This is a genomic window from Sphingomonas sp. AC522 (genome assembly GCF_979258125.1).
Genome location: NZ_OZ409836.1, coordinates 3,229,040 through 3,250,372, shown reverse-complemented (window position 1 = coordinate 3,250,372; position 21,333 = coordinate 3,229,040). Strand labels below are relative to the sequence as shown.

Sequence of the window (21,333 nt, the reverse complement as noted above, 5' to 3'; positions counted from 1 at the left end):
ACTCGGCTCCGCCTCGCGGGCCCCTTCCCTCTCCCGACGGGAGAGGGACGGAGCGGCGCAGCCGCGGAAGGGTGAGGGTGATCAGCGCTCTGAGCGGACCGGGATTCCCGCCTTCGCCAGCGCGGCATGCGCCTCGGCGATGGTGGATTCGCCGAAATGGAAGATACTCGCTGCCAGCACGGCTGACGCGTGGCCTTGCTGAATGCCCTGGACGAGATGCTGGAGATTGCCGACGCCGCCCGAGGCGATGACGGGCACGGTGACCTGGTCGGCGATGCTGCGGATCAGCTCCAAGTCATAGCCGTCGCGGGTGCCATCGCGGTCCATCGAAGTGACGAGGAGTTCGCCTGCGCCGAGATGGGCGAGGCGGAGGGCGTGCTCGACGGCGTCGATGCCAGTGGCCTTGCGGCCGCCATGCGTGAAGACTTCCCAGTGATCGCCGACGCGCCGCGCATCGACCGAGGCGACGACGCACTGGCTGCCCATGCGCTCGGCGATCTCGGCGACGACTTCGGGGCGCGAGACCGCGGCGGAATTGACCGCGACCTTGTCCGCGCCGGCAAGCAGCAGTGCGCGGGCGTCGTCGACGGTGCGAACGCCGCCGCCGACGGTCAGCGGCATGAAGCAGACTTCGGCAGTGCGGCGGACGACATCGACCATCGTGCCGCGGGCTTCATGGCTGGCGGTGATGTCGAGGAAGCAAAGCTCGTCCGCCCCGGCGGCGTCATAGGCGCGGGCCTGCTCGACGGGGTCGCCAGCGTCGATCAGGTCGACGAAGTTGACGCCCTTGACGACACGACCGTTGGCGACGTCGAGGCAGGGGATGACGCGGGCTCGGACGGTCATGCGGAAAATTCCTCCCCGGCACGTGGAGAGGGACCGCCGACGAAGCCGGTGGTGGATGGGGCGTGCCCCAGAGGAGATCGCTGGCGGAGAGCCCCCTCCACCAGCCTGCGGCTGGTCCCCCTCCCCGTGCCGGGGAGGATCAAGAAAGCGCCCCTCATCCCTTCGCCACCTCGATCGCCCAGCTCAGGTCGAGCCGGCCGTCGTACAGCGCACGGCCGGTAATGACGCCTTCGACGCCGTCGGCGACATGGCTGCGCAGCGCGTGGATATCGGCGATGTCGGTGACGCCGCCGCTGGCGATGACCGGGATCGTCACGGCGCGGGCGAGCGCGACGGTGGCTTCGACATTGCAGCCCTTGAGCAGTCCATCGCGGCCGACATCGGTGAACAGCAAGGCGGCGACGCCGGCGTCCTCGAAGCGGCGGGCGAGATCGACCACCGACACGTTGGAGACATCGGCCCAGCCATGCGTGGCTACCAGTCCGTCGCGGGCGTCGACGGCGACGACGATGCGGCCGGGATTGTCGCGCGCCACTTCGCGGACGAGATCGGGGTGTTCGAGCGCGGCGGTGCCGATGACGACGCGCTCGACGCCGAGATCGAGCCAGCGCTCGGCCGATTCGCGCGTGCGGATGCCGCCGCCCAGCTGGATCTTGCCGCCGAAACGCTCGAGGATTCCTGCCACCGCGGCACCGTTGACCGACTCGCCGGCGAAGGCGCCGTCCAAATCCACGACGTGGAGCCATTCGGCGCCGGCTTGCTGGAAGGCTTCAGCCTGGGCGGTGGGATTGTCGCCATAGATGGTGGCACGGTCCATATCGCCTTCAGCCAGGCGGACGACCTGGCCGGCTTTCAAATCGATCGCGGGGAAGACGATCAGGGCAGAACTTACGGCTTCCATTTCAGGAATCTCTCCAGCAGCGCGATGCCATAGCGCTGGCTCTTTTCGGGGTGGAACTGGACGCCGATCATGTTGTCGCGGCCGATCGCCGCGGTGACCGGGCCGCCATGCTCGGTGGTGGCGAGGACGTCTTCGCCTTCGAACGAGAAGCTGTGGAGAAAATAGGCCTCGCCGGGCTCGATCAGCGGATGCGGACGAAGGGGGACGACGTCGTTCCAGCCCATGTGCGGCACGCGGATCTCGGGGGAGGGGGGGAGTTGGCGCACGGCGCCCTTGATCCAGCCGAGCCCCGGGTGGCCGCCAAGCTCCTCGCCGCGCTCGGCCATGAGCTGCATGCCGACGCATACGCCGAGAAAGGGTGCGGCGTCGCGGAGCACGCGCTGTTCAAGGGCATCGACCATGCCGGGGATTGCGGCGAGGCCTGACATGCATGCGGCGAAGGCGCCGACGCCGGGCAGGACGATGCGATCGGCGCGGGTGACGGCTTCGGGATCGGCAGTGATCGCCAGGTCCGTGGCGCCGGCTGCCTTGAGCGCGTTGTGAACCGAGTGGAGATTGCCCGCGCCGTAATCGATGAGGGCGACGGTCATGCGGAGACCGTCATCCCGGCGAACGCCGGGATCTCAGGCAATGAGAGCGAACGATTTGCGGCACGAGATCCCGGCTTTCGCCGGGATGACGGATTTTTCACAACACCCCCTTGGTGCTCGGGATCGCGCCGGCCTTGCGCGGGTCGATCTCGACGGCTTCGCGCAGCGCGCGGGCGAGGCCCTTGAACGCGGCTTCGGCGATGTGGTGGTTGTTCGAGCCGTAGAGCGTCTCGACGTGGAGCGTGATTCCAGCGGCTTGGGCGAAGCTGTGGAACCAGTGTTCGAACATCTCGGTGTCCATTTCGCCAAGGCGCTTCTGGGTAAACTCGGTCTTGAAGACTAGGAAAGGCCGTCCGGAAATGTCGATCGCGACGCGGGTGAGCGTCTCGTCCATCGGCGAGAGCGCGTCGGCGTAGCGGCGGATGCCGGCCTTGTCGCCGAGCGCCTTGGCGACCGCCTCGCCGATCGCGATTCCGGTGTCTTCGACGGTGTGATGCTGATCGATGTGGAGGTCGCCGACGGTCTTGACCTGGAGATCGATCAGGGAGTGGCGGCTAAGCTGCTCGAGCATGTGATCGAAAAAGCCGATGCCGGTCGAGACAGTATATGCGCCGGTCCCGTCGAGATTGACGGTCACGTCGATCGAGGTTTCGCTCGTCTTGCGGCTGATCGTGGCAGTTCTGGGAGAAGAAGGTGGGCGCATGGCCTCCCCCATAGCCATAGCGCCGCCACAAGCAAAATAGCGTTGCTTTGCGGTGGGCAACCCGGCGCATGCGCCTTGACCCCTTGGCCGGAGCCGCTACCCAAAGGGCATGACGACGACCGTGCCCGACAGCCTGATTCCCTATGACGAAATCGTGCAGGAAGCCCTGCGCGCCGTGGTCGGCCGCGTGCTCGGCTCGGTTGCCGAGACCCAGGCACTGCCGGGCGGGCACCATTTCTACATCACCTTCAAGACGCACGCCCCGGGCGTGGACATCCCGCAGAGGCTGATCGAGCGCTTTCCGGACGAAATGACGATCGTCCTCCAGCACCGTTTCTGGGACTTGAAGGTCGACGACGAGAAATTCTCGGTCGGGCTGAGCTTCAACCAGGTGCCGGCGATGCTCAACATCCCGTTTTCGGCGATCACCGGTTTCCATGACCCGGCGGTCAATTTCGAGCTGCGTTTCCAGGCGCAGGAAGGCGATGTCGATCCCGAGCAGCATGACGAGGCCGAGAATGATGGGCCTAGCGTGAAGCCGGTGGACGACGGGTCGAACGTCGTCTCTGTGGATTTCAAGCGGAAGAAGTGACGGCGAGGCTCTAAGCCGAGACCGCCACCCTGAACTTGTTTCAGGGTCCAGGCCTCGGCCGGCGATGCCGATGCCTGTTGTGCGCTGGATGCTGAAACAAGTTCAGCATGACGGTGTGGGGTTGGCGAAGCGCTTCACTTCCCTCTAGAGCGCGCGCAAACATGCTCGGAGGCCCTGTGACCAACACCCGCACCGAAACCGATTCGATCGGCGCCATCGAAGTTCCCGCGGACGCCTATTGGGGCGCGCAGACGCAGCGTTCGATCGAGAATTTCCCCTTCGGCGGACAAGAGCGGATGCCGCTCGGCATCGTCCATGCCCAGGCGATCGTGAAGCAGGCCGCGGCGCGGGTGAACCGCAAGCACGGCATGGACGGCAAGATCGCCGATGCGATCGAAGCGGCGGCGCAGGACATCGTCGAGGGCAAGCTCGACGACCAGTTTCCGCTGGTGATCTGGCAGACCGGCAGCGGCACCCAGACCAACATGAACGTCAACGAAGTGATCGCCGGCCGCGCCAATGACGTTCTGGCGGGCATGCGCGGCGGCAAGTCGCCGGTGCATCCCAACGATCACGTCAATATGAGCCAGTCGTCGAACGACAGCTTCCCGACCGCGCTGCACGTCGCGGCGGTTCGCGCCACCGAAGCGGCGCTGATTCCCGCGCTCGATCAGCTCACTGCATCGCTGGTCGCCAAGGCCGAGGCCTGGGATCATATCATCAAGATCGGCCGCACCCACACGCAGGATGCGACCCCGCTGACGCTCGGCCAGGAATTCTCGGGCTATGCGGCACAGCTGATCAGCTGCAAGGCGCGGATCCTGGGCTCGCTCAACGGCAATCTGCGCAATCTGGCGATCGGCGGCACCGCGGTCGGCACCGGGCTCAACGCGCCCGCGGGCTGGGCCGAGGACATGTCGGCGGCGATCTCGGACATTGTCGGTTCTGCGTTCAAGCCGGCGCCGAACAAGTTCGAACAGTTGGCGGCCAAGGACGGGCTGGTGTTCTTCTCGGGCGCGCTCAACACGCTGGCGGTGGCGCTCAACAAGATCGCCAACGACATCCGCTTCCTCGGCTCGGGTCCGCGTTCGGGGCTGGGCGAATTGTCGCTTCCCGCCAACGAGCCGGGCAGCTCGATCATGCCCGGCAAGGTCAACCCGACTCAGTGCGAATCCCTGACGATGGTGGCGGCGCAGGTGGTCGGCAACAACCAAGCAGTGACCGTCGGCGGGATGCAGGGGCATTTCGAGCTCAACGTGTTCATGCCGCTGATCGGCGCTAACGTATTGCGCTCGATCCATTTGCTGGCGGTGGGCATGACCAGCTTCGCCGAGCGCTGCGTCGATGGGATCGAGGCGAACGAGACGCAGATCGCCGATCTGGTGGGGCGTTCGCTGATGCTCGTGACGGCGCTGGCGCCCGCGATCGGATACGACAATGCCGCCAAGATCGCCAAGAATGCGCACGAAAAGGGGCTGACGCTCAAGGAGAGCGGGCTGGCGCTGGGGCTCGTCGACGAAGCGACCTTCGATCAATATGTGCGGCCGGAGACTATGGTGGGGCGCTGAGTTCCTTAGAACGGAACTCAAGTCCCTCTCCAGCGCTCTAGCGGCGAAGGAGAAACACATGCTTCGCAATATGATCGGCGCAATCATCGGCAACCAGATTGACCGCCGCGACGGCCGCGGCGGCGTGAAAGGCGCAGTGCTCGGCTATGCTGCGCAACGCGCGATCACGCGCATGGGAATGCCGGGGCTGGTGCTGGCCGGCGGCTATGGGCTGTGGCGCTGGCGCTCCGAGCGCCGGAAGCAGCGCACCGGCAGCGAATGACTTGACGGGGGCGCTACTGGTCCGCCAGTAGCGCCCATGCCTCATCGCACCGAGACCGACGACCACGGATTCAAGCGCCGCGGAGTCCTGTTCGTGCTGTCCTCGCCTTCGGGCGCCGGCAAATCGACCATTGCGCGCAAGTTGCTCGCGGCCGATCCCTATCTCGAAATGTCAGTCTCCTACACGACCCGGCCGATCCGGCCCGGGGAGGAAGACGGCAAGGACTATCACTTCGTCGATCTCGAGAAGTTTCGCGAAATGGTCGCGAACAACGAGTTCCTCGAATGGGCGCACGTGTTCGACCAGCGCTATGGCACGCCGCGCCGTCAGGTCAGCGACATCCTCGCCTCGGGCCGCGACGTGCTATTCGACATCGATTGGCAGGGCGCGCAGCAGCTGTTCCAGCTGGCCGGCGGCGACGTGGTCCGCGTCTTCATCCTGCCGCCGAGCCTCAAGATTCTCCACGAGCGGCTGATCAAGCGCGCGACCGATGCAGAAGAGATCATCGATGCCCGCATGTCGCGCGCGACGAGCGAAGTCAGTCACTGGGACGGTTATGACTATGTGCTGGTCAACGACCACATCCAGTCGACCTACGAATCGGTGCACACCATCCTCAAGGCCGAGCGGCTGCGGCGTTCGCGCCAGACGGGGTTGATCGGATTCATCCGGGGGCTCAACAAGTAGCTTCCTGAACAGGGGAAGTTATATGCCCAGATTATTGCTCGGTGGCGTACTCGGCGGACTAGCGATGTGGCTCGTCGGCTTCATTTTCTGGGGGACGCCCCTCAGCCTTCTCGCGCTTTCGAAGACCGACGATGCGGCCAGCGCCGTGCTCCAGCAGGCGCTCGCCCAGCATCTCGGGCCTCTCGGCACCGGCGCCTATCCTGTGCCGTGGATCGGCACGCCGACGGGGACCCAGATGTTCGGGCAGGGCCCGGTGAGCATGGTGTTCTTCAACAGCCATGGCTTTGCCAATCCCGACACCACTTCGCTGATCTCGGGGCTAGTGCTGGCGATCATCTGCGTGACGCTGGCGGGATTCGCGCTGCGGCTGGTCGCGGGCGGGCTCGCCTTCGCGGACCGGCTCAAGCTGGTGGCGCTCGTTGCAGTGGCGGTTACGGCCTATTCGGACTTGGGACAGCCGATCTTCAATCACATGCCGACGGGCTATTTCGTCTATCTGTGGCTGAGCGACGTCGCGTCGTGGATCGCTGCGGGGGCGGTGCTGGCCTGGGCTTTGCCGAGGACAGGTCAAACTGCTGCCTGACTGTTCTCCTGCGAAAGCAGGAGGCCAGGACCACCGGCAGTTCGTTCGTGACTCTGGGCTCCTGCTTTCGCAGGAGAACTAGAGGAGCGAGAGAAACCGCGCGCCGGCCATGAAATCGGCGCGGTGGGCGTCGCGGGCCTGGGTGGCGAGGTCGTCTTCGCCCCATTGCTCGGTTTGCCAGGCTTCGTCGATCTGAGCGGCCTGCCATATCGTCTCGTCCGAGGCCGCGCCTTCGAGCAGGGCGAGCGCGGCGACCAGCGAGCCGCTGACGGTCACCACCGGCGAGAGGCCGGCGAGGCGGTACGCGTCGAGCGCGGCCACTGCGTCGGCCAGGCGGGCGATGGTGGCGGGGGGCTGGGCGCGATGCATCACGCCGGTAGCGGTCTCGAAATGCACGTCGTAGCGGCTACGCGCCCATTCGAGCAGCGGGTCCCACGCCGCGGCTTGGCGCTCGACCAATGGCTCGGGGAGCTCGGCGCGGTAATAGAGCAAATCGCTTTCGCCATAGCGGGCAAGCCCCGCGGCAAAGGCGGCGGGATCGGGCGCGATGCGATCGATCGCGGCGTTGGCCAGACCGGTAAGCGGCATCGCTCGCGGATCGATATCTCCGGTTACTGCGCTCCATTCTTCGGCGACCGCCTTGGCAAGGGCAGGGGTGGGGAGCGCGAGTGGCGCGCGGCCGGGGGTGCGCACCGGCTTGCCGTCGAGCGCGATACCATTGCCTTCGATCGTCACGTGCTTCCAGAAACGCTTCACGGCTGCGGGGTCTTCCAGCGCTTTGCCATCGCCCGCGGGACCACCGCCATCATGTAAAGCGAGGAGAGTAGCAATGCGCCCCCCAGAATGGTGTGGAATTGGGTGATCGACCGACCCGCGATCACCAGCCCGAGCACGGCGCCGGCGACCGCGGCGATGTTGACTGCCTGGATCATGTAATAGCGCTTGGCGGCGAGACGATCGGCGTCGGTCATAGGGTCTCCAGGTGCGGGGCAAGCGCACTCGCGTGATCGGCGACATGGTCAGCGCCCGCAGCGATCAGCTCTTCGGGCGTGTGGTATCCCCATACAACACCTACGGCGTGGACGCCAGCGGCGCGCGCCATTTCCATATCGAAGCTGGTGTCGCCGATCATGGCGCTGATCTCCGGCGACGCGCCGACCTCTGCCATCGCCATTTCGAGCATCGAGGGATGGGGCTTGGACGGGTGGCGGTCGGCGGTCTGGAGCGTGACGAAACGATCGTAGAGCCCGTGATGCTCGAGCAGCAGCCGGAGCCCGCGATCGGACTTGCCGGTGGCGACGCCGAGCAGCCAGCCTGCCGCCTGGAGTGCGTCGATCGCCTCGCGGATGCCCTCGAATAGCGGCTCGGGATCGAGCGCATTGTTCGAGCGCATCGCGAAGAAGGCGCTTTTGTAGCGCGCGGCCATTTCCTCGTGCTGGCCCGGTTCGCCTTCGGGGTGCAGGCGAGCGATCGCGGGGACGAGGCTGAGGCCGACGATGCGGCGGATGTCTTCTCGCGTGGGCGGGGTGAGGCGCGCGGTCGCGAAGGTGGCTTCCATTGCGCGGCAGATATTGGCCTGGCTGTCCACGAGGGTGCCGTCGCAGTCGAAGATGGCGAGACGGTTTGCCATCTAGATCTTCCCCGGCACAAGGAGGTGGCAGCGCAAATCGCTGACGTAGGGAGCTATCCGCGAAGCGCAGCGCTTGCGGCGCGCCCCCGCCACCATGCCTCGCATGGTCCGCCTCCCCGCACCGGGGAGGATCAGAAGGTCGTGCCTCACTTCTTCTTCGTTTCTTTCTTCGCTTCGCCCTTTTTGGGCGCTTCGCCACGGCCCCTTCGCTCGCCGCGCCGCTCCTTGCGCACCGATTTCGCATGCGCGCGGCCTGCGGCCTTTTTCTGCTCGCGGCTCATCGGCGGGCGGTCGTCCAGCGCGTCGGTGTCGCCAAGGGCTTCGTCGAAGCCGAGCATCTTCATTGATTCGGCGAAATGCTCAGGCAACTCTGCGGTGACGTCGATCTTTTCTCCACCGCCATCGGGATGGTCGATGCGAATGCGGCGGGCGTGCAGGTGCATCTTGCGGCTGATCCCGCCGGTGAGGAACGCTTCCTGCAGCCCGTATTTGCCGTCGCCGACGATCGGGTGTCCAATCGCCGCGAGGTGCACGCGAAGCTGGTGGGTGCGGCCGGTGAGCGGTTGCAGCTCGACCCAGGCGGTGCGGCCGCCGGCCTGCTCGATCACCCGATAACGGGTCCGCGCGGCCTGGCCTTCCTTGGGATCGACATGCATCTTCTCGCCGCCGGTGCCCGGCTGCTTGCCGATCGGCAAATCGATCATGCCGTCCTCGATCTCGGGCACGCCGACGACGAGCGCCCAATAGAGCTTGCGCGCGCTGCGGCCCGAGAATGACTTCGAGAAATAGGCAGCGGCGCGGCTGGTGCGTGCGATCAGCAGAGCGCCGCTGGTGTCCTTGTCCAGCCGGTGGACCAGCTTGGGGCGGCCCTCATTTTCGTACTGCAGCGCATCGAGCAGGCCGTCGACATGCTCGATGGTCTTCGTCCCGCCCTGCGTCGCCAGCCCCGGGGGCTTGTTGAGCACAAATGCCTGTTCGTCCTTGTAGATCACCATGCTCTCGGCGAACTCGACTTCGTCGTCGCTGAGGATGCGGCGGACGATTTTGGGCTTGGCGGCGCCGGGCTTGGGGGCTTCGGCGGGAGGGACGCGGATCGTCTGACCCTGCGTCACGCGGTCACCCGGCGTGGCGCGCGCACCATCGACGCGGAGCTGGCCGGTGCGCGCCCAGCGCGAAACCAGGTTGAAATTAGCGTCGGGCAAATGGCGCTTGAACCAGCGGTCCAGCCTGATGCCGTCATCGTCGGCCTGGACGATGAACTGGCGGACGTCCTTGCTCATTTCGCTCATGCGACTGCCTTAACGGTTGCAAGCCCGAGCACCAGCGCCGCGATGGAGCCGATTACCGATGCCATGATATAGCCGAGCGCCGGAAGCCAGTCGCCGCGCTCGATCAACTGGACGGTATCCAGCGAGAAGGCGGAGAAAGTGGTGAAACCGCCAAGGACGCCGGCGCCCAGCAGATACCATGCGGTGCCGCTGGTTTGGCCGCTGCGGATCAGCGCTCCTGCCAGCATGCCCATCGCCAGGCCACCGAGAAGGTTCACGGCGAGCGTGCCCCATGGGAAGTTCGGCCCCATCCAGGCCAAAGCTGCGCGGCCAGTCAGGTAGCGCGCGCCGGATCCGAGGGCACCGCCGAGCATGACGAGAAGAAGGTGAGGCATGGGGGTGCCGGTAGCGCGGATCGCGGCAAAAGGGAAACGCTCGGCTTGACGGTAGCGCTACCAGCGGGGATGAATTGCCATGCTCCGCTGGCTTATCGCGCTCTTCCTGTTCGCCGCCGCTCCGGCCGCGGCGCAGGCTCCGCACTTCAAGCATGGGCGGCTGATCGTCGACGGCAAGCCTTTCCTTATTTTGGGCGGCGAGCTGGGCAATAGCTCGGCATCGAACCGCGAATGGCTGCAGCCCAAATGGCAGAAGCTGAAGGCAGCGAACCTCAACACCTTGCTAGCACCGGTGAGCTGGGAGCTGATCGAGCCGGCCGAGGGCAGGTTCGACTTCTCCAGCGTTGATTGGCTGATCGAGGACGCCCGGGCGAACGATATGCGGCTGGTGCTCCTGTGGTTCGGTGCGTGGAAGAATTCGATGTCGACCTATGTGCCCGGCTGGGCGAAGCGCGACGAGAGCCGCTTTCCGCGGACGATTGGGGCGGATGGCAGGGCGCAGGAGATATTGTCGGCATTCGGCGTGCAGACCCGCGATGCGGATGCGCGGGCGTTCGCGGCGCTGATGCGGCATTTGAAGCAAGTCGATGGCGAACGGCATACCGTGATCATGGTGCAGGTCGAGAATGAGATCGGCTTCCTGCCCACCGCGCGCGAGCATGAGCCCGCGGCGGATGCGGCCTTTGCCAAGTGGAAGGGCAGCGAGGAGGAATTCACTGCGCAATATTATGCGCGCTTCGTCGAGGCGCTCGCGGCGGCGGGGAAGCGCGAATATAAGCTGCCGATGTACGTCAACGGCGCGCAGGGGCGACCGGGCAAGAAACCGGGGGAATATCCGAGCGGCGGGCCGCTGGCGCATCTGATGCAGGTATGGCGCGAGGCGGCGCCCTCGATCGATTTCATTGCGCCCGATATCTATTTCCCCAATTTCGGCGAGATCGCGCGCGGCTATATGCAGGCCGGAAATCCCTTCTTCATTCCCGAGGCCAACAATGCCGGCGACAAGCGCGCCGCGGCGAATGCGCTTCATGCGATCGGCGCGCTGGGGGCGTTCGGGTTCAGTCCTTTCTCAATCGAGAACCTCCCCGAGGGCGACCGGCTGGGCGCGCTCTACGCAATGCTCGATGGGCTCGCGCCTTCGCTATTCGCGGCCAAGGGCAGGGCCGGGTTCGCACCGCCGGTTACATTCGACGGCGTCGTCGACGAAAGGCCACAGGTACAGGTGCTCGGAGACTATCGCCTCACAGTGAATTTCGTCGATCCGTGGACGGCCAGGGACAAGCAGACGCCCGCGGAGCATGGCGGCATCATCCTGTGGATGGGCGGCGACGAATATCTGGTCGCGGGCGGCGGGATCACCCTCACCGTCGAGCCTGCCGACGGCAAGGGCCGCGCAGGGCTCGAACTGGTCGAGGAAGGCCGGTTCGAGGGCGGACGCTGGGTGCCCGGGCGGCGGCTCAATGGCGACGAAACGCATCAGGGGCGGCACGTGCGGCTGCCGCCGGGCAATCAGGGCGTGCAGCGCGTCCGGCTCTATCGTTACGGTTGAGCGACCAAATCGTCCCTCGCGCGTTGGCGGGCCATGCAGAAACTCTGGTTCATCACCAATCCCAATTCCGGCACCGCGACGCGAGCCAAGTGCGAAGCGCTCGAAGCCGTATTCGAGGAGCGCGGCCTGATGCTTGTCGGGCGCACCGAATTTCCCGACCAGAAAATGCCCAAGGGCGCCGCGCTGACTGCGGAAGGGGTGGACACTGTCGTATTGTTCGCAGGCGACGGAACGATCAATGCAGCGCTCTGCGCGCTGTCCGAATGGGAAGGTGACTTTCTGATCCTGCCCGGCGGCACGATGAACCTGCTCGCCAAGGCGCTCCACTCCGAAATGGACCCGCAGAAGATCATCCACGCCGCGCACGAGTCGAAGCGGCGGATGGCGCTGCCTTATGTCGAGGCAGGGCCGCACCGCGCCTTTGTCGGCTTGATCCTCGGGCCCGCTGCCGCCTGGGCGCGGGCGCGCGAGGCGGCGCGCAAGGGCAAAATCGGGCGGATGTTCGGCGCGGTCCGATCGGCCTGGCGGCGAACGTTCGACCGGCGCGGCATCCGTGTCGAGGGTGCCAAGGCGCTGGGCGACCATTACCAGGCAGTGCTCGTCTTTCCGCATCTCGACGGACTCGACGTGGCAGCCGTCGATGCGCGCGAATGGAAGTCGATCGTCCAGCTCGGCTGGGACTGGGTGACGGGCGATTGGGTGGCAGCGCATGCCGTGACCGAGGCGCGCACCGACAAGCTGCGCGTGCTGGGCGAAAAGCCAGTGCTGGCGTTGTTCGACGGCGAACCAGTGACGCTCGATCCGCACGAGAAGATCGTTGCCGGCAAGAGCATGGAGCGCTTCATCACCACGCGCGAAGAGGCGGCGGGATGACGCGACTGTTCCATGTGAGCGACGTGCATTTCGGGCGCGAAGATCGCGAGGCAGTCGAGTGGTTCAGCGCGCGGGTGAAGGAAGAACAACCCGACGCCGTGATCATGACCGGCGATCTGACGATGGCGGCGCATCGCAGCGAATTCGAGGCCGCGGCGAAATGGCTGACCGACCTCAATCGGCCGACGACAGTCGAAGTCGGCAACCACGATCTGCCCTATTTCAATCCCTGGGCGCGCTTCGTGACGCCGTACAAGCGCTATCAGGCGCTCGAGCGGATGATCGAGAAGCCGCTCGACGTGAAAGGCGTGGCGGTGGTGCCGCTCAAGACCACCGCGCGCTTCCAGTTCCGGCTCAATTGGTCGAAAGGCTATGTCAGCACGCGCTCGCTTCAGCAGTCGCTGGCTTTGGTCGAGGCAGTGCCGCCCGGCGATACGATCTTCATTGCGTGCCACCATCCGCTGATGGAGGGCGGCACGCAGATGAGCGGCCAGACCCGGCGCGGCGTGGGTGCGCTTGAGGCGCTTTCAACTGCGGGCGTCCATGCCGTGCTTACGGGCCATGTCCACGATCCGTTCGACATCCCGCACGAAGTGAACGGCCGCACGGTGCGGCTGATCGGCGCGGGCACGCTCTCGCAGCGCGTGCGCGCCAAGCCGCCTTCGTTCAATGTGATTACCGTGAAGGATGGCGGGTTCGAGACGGTGGCGCGCTTCCTCGGCGAAAGCAGCGTGCCGCTCAGCTGAGGCGTGTGCCGATCAGCGTGCCCTTGGTGCCGGCATGGACGAGGCGAAACGAAAAGCCCGGCCAGTTCCGCCGCCAGCGCCGCGCCACCACGCGCTCGCCGGGACGCGCGGCATCGTCGAGCAGGATCGTGCCGCCTACCGGGATCCGGTCGAACAGCATTTCCGCGGCGCCGCGCACGAAGGGGTGGATCGTCCAGGGCGGGCCGTCGATCACGAGCAAATCGATCCGCTCGGGCAATGCTCCGGTCTCGTACCAGATCCCGGGCCAGCCGCCGGGGCGCGGCCCGAGCGGGGCATGGCGGAGTTCGGCCTGCACGCCGTGCTCGCGTAGCCACTCGCTCGTCGCCTGGATGAAATCCTCGTGCTGATCGAGGCTGAGCAGATGCCCGCCGCCATGCTGCTGGAGCGAGCGGCCCATCACCAAGCTCGATGCGCCGGCGCCAAGTTCGACGACATTCTGCGGACGATGCGCTTCGATATGATCGGCAATGAGGTGCAGGAAGCCGGTATCGGCCTTCCAGCTGCCGAGATTGGGCAGCGCGTCGGCAGGGAGGCCTAGCCGTTCGAGCAAGGCGCGCTTGGCGGCCTTTGTCCCGCCCGACAGGCTCTTGAGCAGCCACGGCCAGCCGATTGCGCCGTAGAGGATGACCATGAAGCTATCGGCCAGCGATTTGCCCGAACCATGACCGGCAACCGGTAGGAACGAAGTCACCTCGCGTGAAGTCATGAAGCACCCCTTCTGGCGCCGCCCCCGCGGCTCAGTCGCGCCTTATCGCGATGTCCTGACCGAAAACCAACAGGTTTCCATCGGGCGCCACGATCATCAATTCGCGCTGGCCATAGATCTGCTCGACGGGCCCGTGAACGTCTCCGTCGTTGAGCCCGACGAGCTTGGGCTTGAGCTCTTCATGGAGGGCATCCAGATCCTCGACATCGACATAATAGCAGACGCGGCGATTGCCCGGAGGCGCACCATCGTCGCCGCGATTCTGGAGCAGGCGGAAGGCCGCGGTCTCGCGCTGGACATAAGCATAATCGGCCACGCGAAAGCGCAGCGTGAAGCCCAGCATATCGAAAAAGGCGATCGCCTCTTCGATGTCCGGCACATGCATGAATGGCGTGATGCGAAAGAGATTGGCCATGGATTTTGCTCCCCGGTGCCCGCCCTTTAGCCCATGCCAGATGAGCGAGCGGTTGCACGTGTCAGTTAAGCACAAAACAACCACAGGTCTGCGCTCGCGGTTCGTATTGACACCAAAATGGCGATATCCTATATTTCAGTAATGACAGAAATTGCAGATACGAGCCCGAGGTTGCCCGTCGCGGTTCAGCAATTCGTGCTGCATTGGGGCGAGATGGGCGGGCAATGGGGAGTCAATCGCTCGGTCGCCCAGATTCATGCCTTGCTCTATCTGAGCGACCGACCGCTCCACGCCGAGGAGATCAGCGACACGCTGCGGATCGCGCGGAGCAACACTTCCAACAGCGTCAAGGAATTGCTCGGCTGGAAGCTGATCCGGCGCAGCCCGGTGATGGGCGATCGGCGCGATCATTACGAAGCCGAAGTCGATCTGATGCAGATGCTGACGCGGATCGCGCAGGGACGCAAGGAGCGCGAGATCGATCCAGCGGTGTCGGCGCTCAGGACCTGCAGCGCAGAGGCCGAAGCAGATCCGCGCATCTCCAAGGTCGCGCGCGATCGGATCGCGGCGATGCACGATTTCGTTCGCGAGATCGACGATTGGTATCAGCAGATGATCGCCGTGCCGCCTGGCCGGCTGATGTTGCTGATCCGCATGGGGAAGCGCGTGCTGCGCTTCCTGCCCAAGGCGAAGGGCGAGTGAAAGGAGCCGGCAGTGGCGACGGTCTGGCGCGAAGCAGTGGCAAGGCAGGGGACCGTGGCTGGCGGGTTCGAGCGGCTGCTCGGGCGCGCGGCGTGGTTGGCATTGCCGGGCGCAGTGCGCGAGCGCTTCCTGCGGCGGATCGAAACCGGCGATTGCGTGAGCTATGTCGGGCGGGTGGTGGAATGCCGCATGTCTGTTGCCGGACGCGTGCTGGCGCAGATTGCGCGCCTGGTTGGAGCGCCGCTGCCGCTGGGGACTGACGTGGGCGTTGCCGCGAGCGTGAGCGTCACCAGCGATGATGGGCGGATCAATCAATATTGGACGCGGCAATATGGGCGGCGCCGGGGCTTCCCCCAGGTCATCCACAGCGCCAAGCGCTTCGCCGGGCCGACGGGACTTGAGGAGTATCTGGGGCGCGGCATCGGCATTGCGCTGCGGCTTCGCGTCGAAGGCGGCGTGTTGCTGTTTGAAGGCGATCATTATTTTGTTCAGCTGCTCGGCCTGCGCGTGCGGCTGCCGCTCTGGGCCGAGCCGGGGCGGCTGACAGTCGGCCATCGCGACTTGGGTGACGGACGCTTCGTGTTCGGCCTCGATCTGGTCCATCCACTGCTGGGCGAGCTGATTCATCAGAACGCAGTCTTCATGGATCCGGCATGAGCCGCATCCTGGTCATTGGCGGCTATGGCGGGTTCGGCGCGCGGCTGGTGCGGCGGTTGCTGGCCAATGGGCATCAAGTGCTGGTGGCGGGTCGGAACGGCGATAAGGCCGCGGCATTCTGCGCAGGGCTGGCGGGCGCCGAGCCAGTGGTCGCGGACCGGACCAATGGCATCGGCATGGTAATGGCGCGTGAGCGGCCCGATCTTGTCATCGACGCGGCGGGGCCGTTTCAGGGCAGTGGCTATACCGTGCCCGAGGCGTGCATCGCGATGCACATTCCGTATCTCGATCTGGCGGATTCGCGAGAGTTTGTCAGTGGATTTGCGCGGCTGGACAAGGATGCGGCGGCGGCCGGCGTCGCGATCGTGAGCGGGGCATCGAGCGTGCCGGCGCTCTCGGGAGCAGTCGCACGCGCGCTCGCGCCCCCGGGAATGGAGATTCGCCAGATCGACGTGGCGATCGGCGCTTCGAACCGGGCGGTCGCGGGGCCTTCGGTGGCGGCGGCGATCCTCTCTTATGTCGGCAAGCCGGTGCGGCTGTGGCGCGGGCGGCGCTGGGTGGATGCCACCGGGTGGCAGGAACTGCACCGCACGCGATTTGCGATTTCGGGCGAGGCGCCGCTCGATCGCTGGGTTGCGCTCGCCGAAGTGCCCGATCTCGATTTGATGCCGGCGGCAGTGCCGGGGCGGCCGGCAGTCACGTTTCGTGCGGGAACCGAGCTCAGCTTCCAGATGCTGGCGCTATGGTTGCTGAGCTGGCCGGTGCGCTGGAGCTGGATCGGCTCGCTCCAGGCTGCCGCGCCCTGGCTGTACAGGCTCCAGCGGCTCACCGCACGCGCGGGCAGCGATCGCTCGGCCATGTCGGTGACCCTCAAGGCCGAGCGCGTGGCGCGCCGCTGGATACTGATCGCGAGCGAGGGCGATGGGCCCGAGATCCCCACGCTCGCCGCCGAGCTTCTCGCGGAGGATTTGCTCGCCGGGCGCCTGCCGCCAAGGGCGATAGACGCGAGCGGACTGCTGACGCTCGACCGCTTCGAGCCGCTTTTCGCCAAGCTCGCAATCCGTCACGAGCTGACCGAATGGCCGGTGCTGCCGCTTTATGCGCGGGCAATGGGCGCGCGCTTTGCCGCCCTGCCCGAGCAGGTGCGGGCGATGCATGTCGTGTCCGGGGATGGCGGCGCGTCGGGCGAAGGCAGCGTGAAGCGGGGGCGGGGCCTTGCGCATCTGATCGGACGGATCATGGGGTTTCCGCCCGCGGGCGAATATCCGGTCCATGTCGCCTTTGTCGAGCATGGTGGAAGAGAGCGCTGGACCCGCGATTTCGGTGGGCACTGCTTCTCTAGCGAACTCGCCCAGGCCGGGCAGGGCGTATCCGAGCGCTTCGGCCCGCTGCGTTTCGTATTCGACTTGCCATCGGATGCGGAGGGTCTGCGGATGGAGCTGCGGGGTTGGACGCTGTTCGGCCTGCCGATGCCGCGCTTCTTTGGTCCGCGTATCGATGCGCGCGAATGGGTGGAGGAGGGGCGCTTCCGCTTCCAGGTCGACGTGTCGATGCCGGTGATTGGCGAGGTGGTGCGCTACACGGGGTGGCTGGAGCGGCAGTGAATGCGCCGCCAGGGCGACCTTATCGCAGCCAGCGAGTCATTGCCGGGAAGTCGGTGGTCATACCGTACCAGCGCAGCATCGGCACCCCGATGCCATCCCCAGCGGCATAGCTGGCGAGATAGGGCTCCCCACCGCCCTGATAGCCATGATCATGGAAGACGATCGCCGGGTCGAGCCCGATTTCGCGTGCTGCGGCATAGGACCAGGCCATCGCCGCCATCTCTTCGGCGGGATCGTCGGCAACTTCTTCGCCGCTGGCGCGCAGTTGTGAGTCGGTGACGGCGATATGCCCGGCTTCGTGGAGCAGGTCGCCCGGCCAGGGCAGATTGCCGGGATCGAAGACCAGCGCACCGCGGCGGACGGTCGCGCCGGGAAGCAGCGTGTCGGTCAGCGGCTCGGCGATCACCGGAATGCCGATCCGTTCGAGGAAGGCGAGGATGCGGGGAAGATCGGGATCAGCCATGCCGCGAGTGTAACGCATCGCCCCGATAGCAAAAGGGCGGCCCGTTGCCGGACCGCCCTTTCGTTTGTCGTAGAACCGAAACTTAGCGCTTCGAGAACTGGAAGCTACGACGGGCCTTCGCCTTGCCGTACTTCTTGCGCTCGACTGCGCGGCTGTCGCGGGTCAGGAACCCGGCGGCCTTGACCGGCGCGCGCAGGATCGGCTCGAAGCGAGTCAGTGCCTGGCTGATGCCGTGCTTGACTGCGCCGGCCTGGCCCGAGAGGCCGCCGCCCTTGACGGTGCAGATCACGTCATACTGACCGGTACGCTCGGCGACGCCGAACGGCTGATTGATGACGAGACGCAGCGTCGGACGCGCGAAATAGGTTTCCTGATCGCGGCCGTTGATCGTGATCTTGCCGGTGCCCGGCTTGATCCAGACGCGGGCGACGGCATCCTTGCGGCGCCCGGTGGCATAAGCGCGGCCGAGGCTATCGATGATCTTCTCGCGCAGCGGCATCGTCGGCGCGGCAGGAGCTGCCGGTGCGTTCATATACTCGTCTGCGGTCTGCGGTGCGGCTGCCGGAGCGGCCTGCGCTTCACCACCGGAAAGCGCGCCCAGATCGGAAAGGGACTGGCGATTGTCGGACATCAGTTGCCCACCTTGTTCTTGCGGTTCATCGACGCGATGTCGAGAACTTCGGGGTTCTGGGCCGCGTGCGGATGCTCGCTGCCGGCGAAGATGCGAAGGTTGCGCATCTGCTGACGGCCGAGCGGGCCGCGCGGGATCATGCGCTCGACTGCCTTTTCAAGCACGCGCTCTGGGAAACGGCCTGCCAGCACCTTGGCTGCAGTGATTTCCTTGATGCCGCCGGCATAGCCGGTGTGCTTGTAATAGACCTTGTCGGCGAGCTTCTTGCCGGTGAACCGGATCTTGTCCGCGTTGATCACGACGACATTGTCGCCGCAATCGACGTGCGGGGTGAAGCTGGTCTTGTGCTTGCCGCGCAGGACATTGGCGATGATCGTTGCAGCGCGACCGACCACGAGGCCGTCGGCATCAACGATATGCCACTTCTTTTCCACTTCGTGCGGCTTGGCCGACTTGGTGGTCTTCATCAGCGCCTTCATCGGGCCGGACCTTTCGAATATGAAATGCAATCGCGCCAGCCCAAGGGCCAGCGCGGTTGGCGGCTCTTTGACGATTGGCCCTTCAGAAGTCAAGCAAATGCGCGGCTTTGCTGACGGGTATTATGATACCAGGCGCTAGCGGAGCCACTCGATCCGCAGCGCTTCGGACCGGTTTTCGCCCGCGGCACTGGCTTTGCGGCTGTTCACGATCGTGCGCGGCAAGCCGGTCGGCAGGTCGATCACGGCGGTGGATAGATCGACGATCGCCATTTGGTCGACCTTTGCCATTTCCCGCGCCAGACGTTCCTTCGCCGCCAAAGTGTCGGGCGGAAACTGCTCAGGCAGCTTCGCCATGAGCTTTCGAAGCAACTCCGGGTCATTCTCGGTGCGGACTTCGATCGTGGCGGTCTTTCCCGGATCCAGCGCAGTCATGGTCACGATAATTTGTTGGAGGATCGTCCCCCCGAGCAACGGCACCGGCTGCTCGGCGGATTCGGTGACGGACTTGCCGATCTGCATCGAGATGCCGCCCCAATTGAGCACTGGCGCGATATTCTTGAGCAGCACGCCCGTGGCGGCTTCGGCATCGAGGCGCTCGAACATTGCGCGCACCTGGGCCGAGATCTGCGCGGACTGGGCCGTGCTCTCTCCCTGCGCGGCCAATGCGACGCCGCTGTCGACCATGCCGAGGATTTTGGGGAGCAGTGCATCCCATTCGCGGACGCGCAACAGGCCACCATCCTCGTCAAGGTCGAAGGCGATGGGCGCGCCGGTGAACGGCGTAACCATCGGCGCAGCCGCCGGGTGTCGCATCTCGGGCGGAAGCGAGCCGGGGTCCATTCGCCAGTGCAGGATGAAGCCTTGGCCGCTGCGGGCAAAGCGCATCTCCTCGATCCACGAAGCCGTCAGCATGGGACGGCCGGCAACACTCTTCGACTTGGTGATGCGGAAACGCAGCGTGGTATCGAGGGGAGGGGCGAAGGGGATGTCGATTTCTGCAGCCGGCGCGCTGACCGCCGTCTGCGCAAAGGCGGGCATGGCCGACATCGCAGGCGCTAGAGCCAGCAGGAAGGCGATAGCTCGCATCAAATCGTCTCCGCCTCGATCCAGGCTGCCGCGGCATCGCTGGGAGTGACGCTCCAGCTCTCGATCACGGGCAACTCGTAGCTGTGCAATTCGGCGATCCGTGCGCGTAGCCGGCCGGCCATCATCGCCCGGGTCTTGAACAGGGCCGGCACTTCCTCGGCGCGCTCGGTGCGGCCTTCCCAGCGGTAGATTGAAGTGCAGGGAGCGAGGATATTGACGCAGGCGGCGAGGCGCTCGCTGGTCACCGTCTCGGCAACGCGCTCGGCCTCGGCCTTGCTGGGAAACGTGGCATAGACGAGCGCGGTGTCGCTCACCGCGCCCGGCCGAGCGCGTGCATGCCCCAGACGGCGGCGATGACCAGCAATGCTCCGACCAATTGGTGGAGGACGGCGAGCGTGAAGTTCATCCCTGTCATCACGGTAGCGATGCCGAGCAGGATCTGCGTGCCGAACGCGCTGTGGATCGCGATCGAGGCGCGGCGATCGGTCCGGCGGACGACGCGCGCCAGCACGACCAGGACCAGCACCACCACCCACGCCCACCAGCGATGGACGAAATGGACGATCGCCGGATCGTTGAACAACGCGCCGAAAAAGCTCTGGCCGGCAATGGTCGCGCCGGGGAACAGGCGCCCGTTCATCAGCGGCCATTGATCGGTGACCAGCCCAGCATTGAGCCCCGCGACCAGCGCCCCGAACAGCAATTGGACGAACAGGACCAGGCCTGCCACCGCCGCCAGCCCGGTAAGATGCGCGGGCCGGGCATCGGATCGGCGGGCGAGTGCGCGCAGATCGAGCGCGGTCCAGACGATCCCGGCAAGCGTGAACAAGGCGACGAGCAGATGCGTCGCGAGGCGGACATGGCTGACATCGGTTCGCTCGCTCAGCCCCGATTGCACCATCCACCAGCCGACCGCACCCTGAAGCCCGCCGAGCAGGAGCAAAGCGACCAGCCGCCAGCCATAGCCGCGCGGGATCTGCTTCTTGATCCAGAACCAGAACAGGGGGAGCGCGAAGGCGAGCCCGATCAGCCGCCCGAGCAGGCGATGCAGATATTCCCAGAAGAAGATCGCCTTGAAGCCCGCAAGCGTCATGCCCTGGTTGAGCTGCTGATATTCGGGGATCCGCTGGTAATTGGCGAATTCGGCCTGCCACTGTGCCTCGCTGAGCGGCGGGACGATGCCCGAGATCGGCTTCCACTGGGTGATCGAAAGGCCCGATTCGGTGAGGCGGGTGATCCCGCCCACCAAAACGATCAGGACGATCAGGCCCGCGACGAAGAACAGCCAGTTGGCGAGGGCGCGGGGGCGAGTTTGCGAAGACTGGAACACCCGTCATGCCTTAAGAGCGATGCGCGGAATTGGCCAGTCCCGGACG

At 65.7% G+C, this 21,333-nt stretch carries 28 protein-coding genes; 11 read left to right on the top strand and 17 right to left on the bottom strand.

What is annotated here, in order from left to right:
- Positions 1-81: 81 nt before the first annotated feature.
- The 4 genes from hisF to hisB form a co-directional block, all read right to left on the bottom strand.
- Positions 82-846 carry an imidazole glycerol phosphate synthase subunit HisF gene (gene hisF / locus ACZZZM_RS16230; RefSeq protein ID WP_463596112.1) on the bottom strand — a complete coding sequence of 255 codons (765 nt, stop codon included), beginning with the start codon at positions 844-846 and terminating at the stop codon, positions 82-84.
- Positions 847-1,000: 154 nt separating this feature from the next.
- The gene (hisA, locus tag ACZZZM_RS16225) at positions 1,001-1,747 is read right to left on the bottom strand and encodes a 1-(5-phosphoribosyl)-5-[(5-phosphoribosylamino)methylideneamino]imidazole-4-carboxamide isomerase (RefSeq protein ID WP_463596111.1); all 747 of its coding nucleotides are present in this window, start codon (positions 1,745-1,747) and stop codon (positions 1,001-1,003) included.
- Positions 1,735-2,337 (bottom strand): imidazole glycerol phosphate synthase subunit HisH, encoded by a 603-nt coding sequence (gene hisH, locus ACZZZM_RS16220; protein WP_463596110.1) that lies wholly within the window; start codon positions 2,335-2,337, stop codon positions 1,735-1,737. Before hisH ends, hisA begins: the two co-directional genes overlap by 13 nt.
- A 97-nt stretch (positions 2,338-2,434) precedes the next feature.
- Positions 2,435-3,040 (bottom strand): imidazoleglycerol-phosphate dehydratase HisB, encoded by a 606-nt coding sequence (hisB, locus tag ACZZZM_RS16215; RefSeq protein ID WP_463596109.1) that lies wholly within the window; start codon positions 3,038-3,040, stop codon positions 2,435-2,437.
- A 109-nt stretch (positions 3,041-3,149) separates the two neighbouring features.
- Here hisB and ACZZZM_RS16210 point away from each other — a divergent pair, with 109 nt between their 5' ends.
- From ACZZZM_RS16210 to ACZZZM_RS16190, 5 genes are all read left to right on the top strand, one after another.
- Positions 3,150-3,632, top strand: a complete 483-nt coding sequence (locus ACZZZM_RS16210; RefSeq protein WP_463596108.1) for an SspB family protein — start codon at positions 3,150-3,152, stop codon at positions 3,630-3,632.
- Positions 3,633-3,808: 176 nt separating this feature from the next.
- Positions 3,809-5,200 (top strand): class II fumarate hydratase, encoded by a 1,392-nt coding sequence (gene fumC, locus ACZZZM_RS16205; protein WP_463596107.1) that lies wholly within the window; start codon positions 3,809-3,811, stop codon positions 5,198-5,200.
- 58 nt (positions 5,201-5,258) lie between these two features.
- Positions 5,259-5,462, top strand: coding sequence for a hypothetical protein (locus ACZZZM_RS16200; RefSeq protein ID WP_463596106.1), 204 nt, complete (start codon positions 5,259-5,261; stop codon positions 5,460-5,462).
- Between the two features lie 36 nt (positions 5,463-5,498).
- On the top strand, positions 5,499-6,149 hold the full coding sequence (gene gmk, locus ACZZZM_RS16195; RefSeq protein ID WP_463596105.1) for a guanylate kinase: 651 nt from the start codon (positions 5,499-5,501) through the stop codon (positions 6,147-6,149).
- Between the two features lie 22 nt (positions 6,150-6,171).
- Positions 6,172-6,732 carry a hypothetical protein gene (locus ACZZZM_RS16190; protein WP_463596104.1) on the top strand — a complete coding sequence of 187 codons (561 nt, stop codon included), beginning with the start codon at positions 6,172-6,174 and terminating at the stop codon, positions 6,730-6,732.
- A gap of 78 nt (positions 6,733-6,810) precedes the next feature.
- On the opposite strand, the gene ACZZZM_RS16185 is transcribed toward ACZZZM_RS16190, so the two are convergent.
- The 5 genes from ACZZZM_RS16185 to crcB form a co-directional block, all read right to left on the bottom strand.
- Positions 6,811-7,488 carry an ATP12 family chaperone protein gene (locus ACZZZM_RS16185; RefSeq protein ID WP_463596103.1) on the bottom strand — a complete coding sequence of 226 codons (678 nt, stop codon included), beginning with the start codon at positions 7,486-7,488 and terminating at the stop codon, positions 6,811-6,813.
- Positions 7,485-7,703: a hypothetical protein gene (locus tag ACZZZM_RS16180; RefSeq protein ID WP_463596102.1), complete on the bottom strand. Its 219-nt coding sequence runs from the start codon at positions 7,701-7,703 to the stop codon at positions 7,485-7,487. The genes ACZZZM_RS16185 and ACZZZM_RS16180 overlap by 4 nt, the downstream gene beginning before the upstream one ends.
- Positions 7,700-8,362 (bottom strand): HAD-IA family hydrolase, encoded by a 663-nt coding sequence (locus ACZZZM_RS16175; RefSeq protein WP_463596101.1) that lies wholly within the window; start codon positions 8,360-8,362, stop codon positions 7,700-7,702. The genes ACZZZM_RS16180 and ACZZZM_RS16175 overlap by 4 nt, the downstream gene beginning before the upstream one ends.
- 146 nt (positions 8,363-8,508) lie before the next feature.
- The gene (locus tag ACZZZM_RS16170; protein ID WP_463596100.1) at positions 8,509-9,651 is read right to left on the bottom strand and encodes an RluA family pseudouridine synthase; all 1,143 of its coding nucleotides are present in this window, start codon (positions 9,649-9,651) and stop codon (positions 8,509-8,511) included.
- Entirely contained in the window at positions 9,648-10,025 is a 378-nt protein-coding gene (gene crcB / locus ACZZZM_RS16165; RefSeq protein ID WP_463596099.1) for a fluoride efflux transporter CrcB, read from the bottom strand. Before crcB ends, ACZZZM_RS16170 begins: the two co-directional genes overlap by 4 nt.
- 79 nt (positions 10,026-10,104) lie before the next feature.
- Between crcB and ACZZZM_RS16160 the strand changes: the two genes are divergently transcribed.
- Genes ACZZZM_RS16160 through ACZZZM_RS16150 form a run of 3 tightly spaced genes read left to right on the top strand, consistent with a single transcriptional unit; the run spans position 10,105 to position 13,193 of the window.
- Positions 10,105-11,574 (top strand): DUF5597 domain-containing protein, encoded by a 1,470-nt coding sequence (locus ACZZZM_RS16160; RefSeq protein WP_463596098.1) that lies wholly within the window; start codon positions 10,105-10,107, stop codon positions 11,572-11,574.
- Positions 11,575-11,607: 33 nt separating this feature from the next.
- Positions 11,608-12,447 (top strand): diacylglycerol/lipid kinase family protein, encoded by an 840-nt coding sequence (locus ACZZZM_RS16155; protein ID WP_463596097.1) that lies wholly within the window; start codon positions 11,608-11,610, stop codon positions 12,445-12,447.
- On the top strand, positions 12,444-13,193 hold the full coding sequence (locus ACZZZM_RS16150; protein WP_463596096.1) for a metallophosphoesterase family protein: 750 nt from the start codon (positions 12,444-12,446) through the stop codon (positions 13,191-13,193). The genes ACZZZM_RS16155 and ACZZZM_RS16150 overlap by 4 nt, the downstream gene beginning before the upstream one ends.
- Here ACZZZM_RS16150 and ACZZZM_RS16145 read toward each other — a convergent pair.
- Both ACZZZM_RS16145 and ACZZZM_RS16140 read right to left on the bottom strand, forming a co-directional pair.
- Positions 13,186-13,920, bottom strand: a complete 735-nt coding sequence (locus tag ACZZZM_RS16145; protein ID WP_463596095.1) for a class I SAM-dependent methyltransferase — start codon at positions 13,918-13,920, stop codon at positions 13,186-13,188. The genes ACZZZM_RS16150 and ACZZZM_RS16145 overlap by 8 nt on opposite strands.
- 31 nt (positions 13,921-13,951) lie before the next feature.
- Entirely contained in the window at positions 13,952-14,335 is a 384-nt protein-coding gene (locus tag ACZZZM_RS16140) for a bleomycin resistance protein (protein ID WP_463596094.1), read from the bottom strand.
- A 141-nt stretch (positions 14,336-14,476) separates the two neighbouring features.
- Between ACZZZM_RS16140 and ACZZZM_RS16135 the strand changes: the two genes are divergently transcribed.
- Genes ACZZZM_RS16135 through ACZZZM_RS16125 form a run of 3 tightly spaced genes read left to right on the top strand, consistent with a single transcriptional unit; the run spans position 14,477 to position 17,298 of the window.
- Positions 14,477-15,037: a GbsR/MarR family transcriptional regulator gene (locus tag ACZZZM_RS16135; RefSeq protein ID WP_463596093.1), complete on the top strand. Its 561-nt coding sequence runs from the start codon at positions 14,477-14,479 to the stop codon at positions 15,035-15,037.
- Positions 15,038-15,049: 12 nt separating this feature from the next.
- Positions 15,050-15,694, top strand: a complete 645-nt coding sequence (locus tag ACZZZM_RS16130; RefSeq protein WP_463596092.1) for a DUF4166 domain-containing protein — start codon at positions 15,050-15,052, stop codon at positions 15,692-15,694.
- Positions 15,691-17,298 carry a DUF4166 domain-containing protein gene (locus ACZZZM_RS16125; protein WP_463596091.1) on the top strand — a complete coding sequence of 536 codons (1,608 nt, stop codon included), beginning with the start codon at positions 15,691-15,693 and terminating at the stop codon, positions 17,296-17,298. The genes ACZZZM_RS16130 and ACZZZM_RS16125 overlap by 4 nt, the downstream gene beginning before the upstream one ends.
- 19 nt (positions 17,299-17,317) lie before the next feature.
- On the opposite strand, the gene ACZZZM_RS16120 is transcribed toward ACZZZM_RS16125, so the two are convergent.
- The 6 genes from ACZZZM_RS16120 to ACZZZM_RS16095 form a co-directional block, all read right to left on the bottom strand.
- Positions 17,318-17,779: a hypothetical protein gene (locus ACZZZM_RS16120; protein ID WP_463596090.1), complete on the bottom strand. Its 462-nt coding sequence runs from the start codon at positions 17,777-17,779 to the stop codon at positions 17,318-17,320.
- Between the two features lie 64 nt (positions 17,780-17,843).
- Complete coding sequence (gene rpsI, locus ACZZZM_RS16115; RefSeq protein ID WP_463596089.1) at positions 17,844-18,392, bottom strand: 30S ribosomal protein S9; 549 nt, start codon at positions 18,390-18,392, stop codon at positions 17,844-17,846.
- A complete protein-coding gene (gene rplM, locus ACZZZM_RS16110) occupies positions 18,392-18,871 on the bottom strand; it encodes a 50S ribosomal protein L13 (RefSeq protein WP_463596088.1) in 480 nt (159 codons plus the stop codon). The genes rpsI and rplM overlap by 1 nt, the downstream gene beginning before the upstream one ends.
- Before the next feature lie 135 nt (positions 18,872-19,006).
- Complete coding sequence (locus ACZZZM_RS16105; RefSeq protein WP_463596087.1) at positions 19,007-19,957, bottom strand: hypothetical protein; 951 nt, start codon at positions 19,955-19,957, stop codon at positions 19,007-19,009.
- Positions 19,957-20,271 (bottom strand): divalent-cation tolerance protein CutA, encoded by a 315-nt coding sequence (gene cutA, locus ACZZZM_RS16100; protein WP_463596086.1) that lies wholly within the window; start codon positions 20,269-20,271, stop codon positions 19,957-19,959. Before cutA ends, ACZZZM_RS16105 begins: the two co-directional genes overlap by 1 nt.
- Positions 20,268-21,287 (bottom strand): COX15/CtaA family protein, encoded by a 1,020-nt coding sequence (locus ACZZZM_RS16095; protein WP_463596085.1) that lies wholly within the window; start codon positions 21,285-21,287, stop codon positions 20,268-20,270. The genes cutA and ACZZZM_RS16095 overlap by 4 nt, the downstream gene beginning before the upstream one ends.
- Between the last annotated feature and the right edge of the window lie 46 nt (positions 21,288-21,333).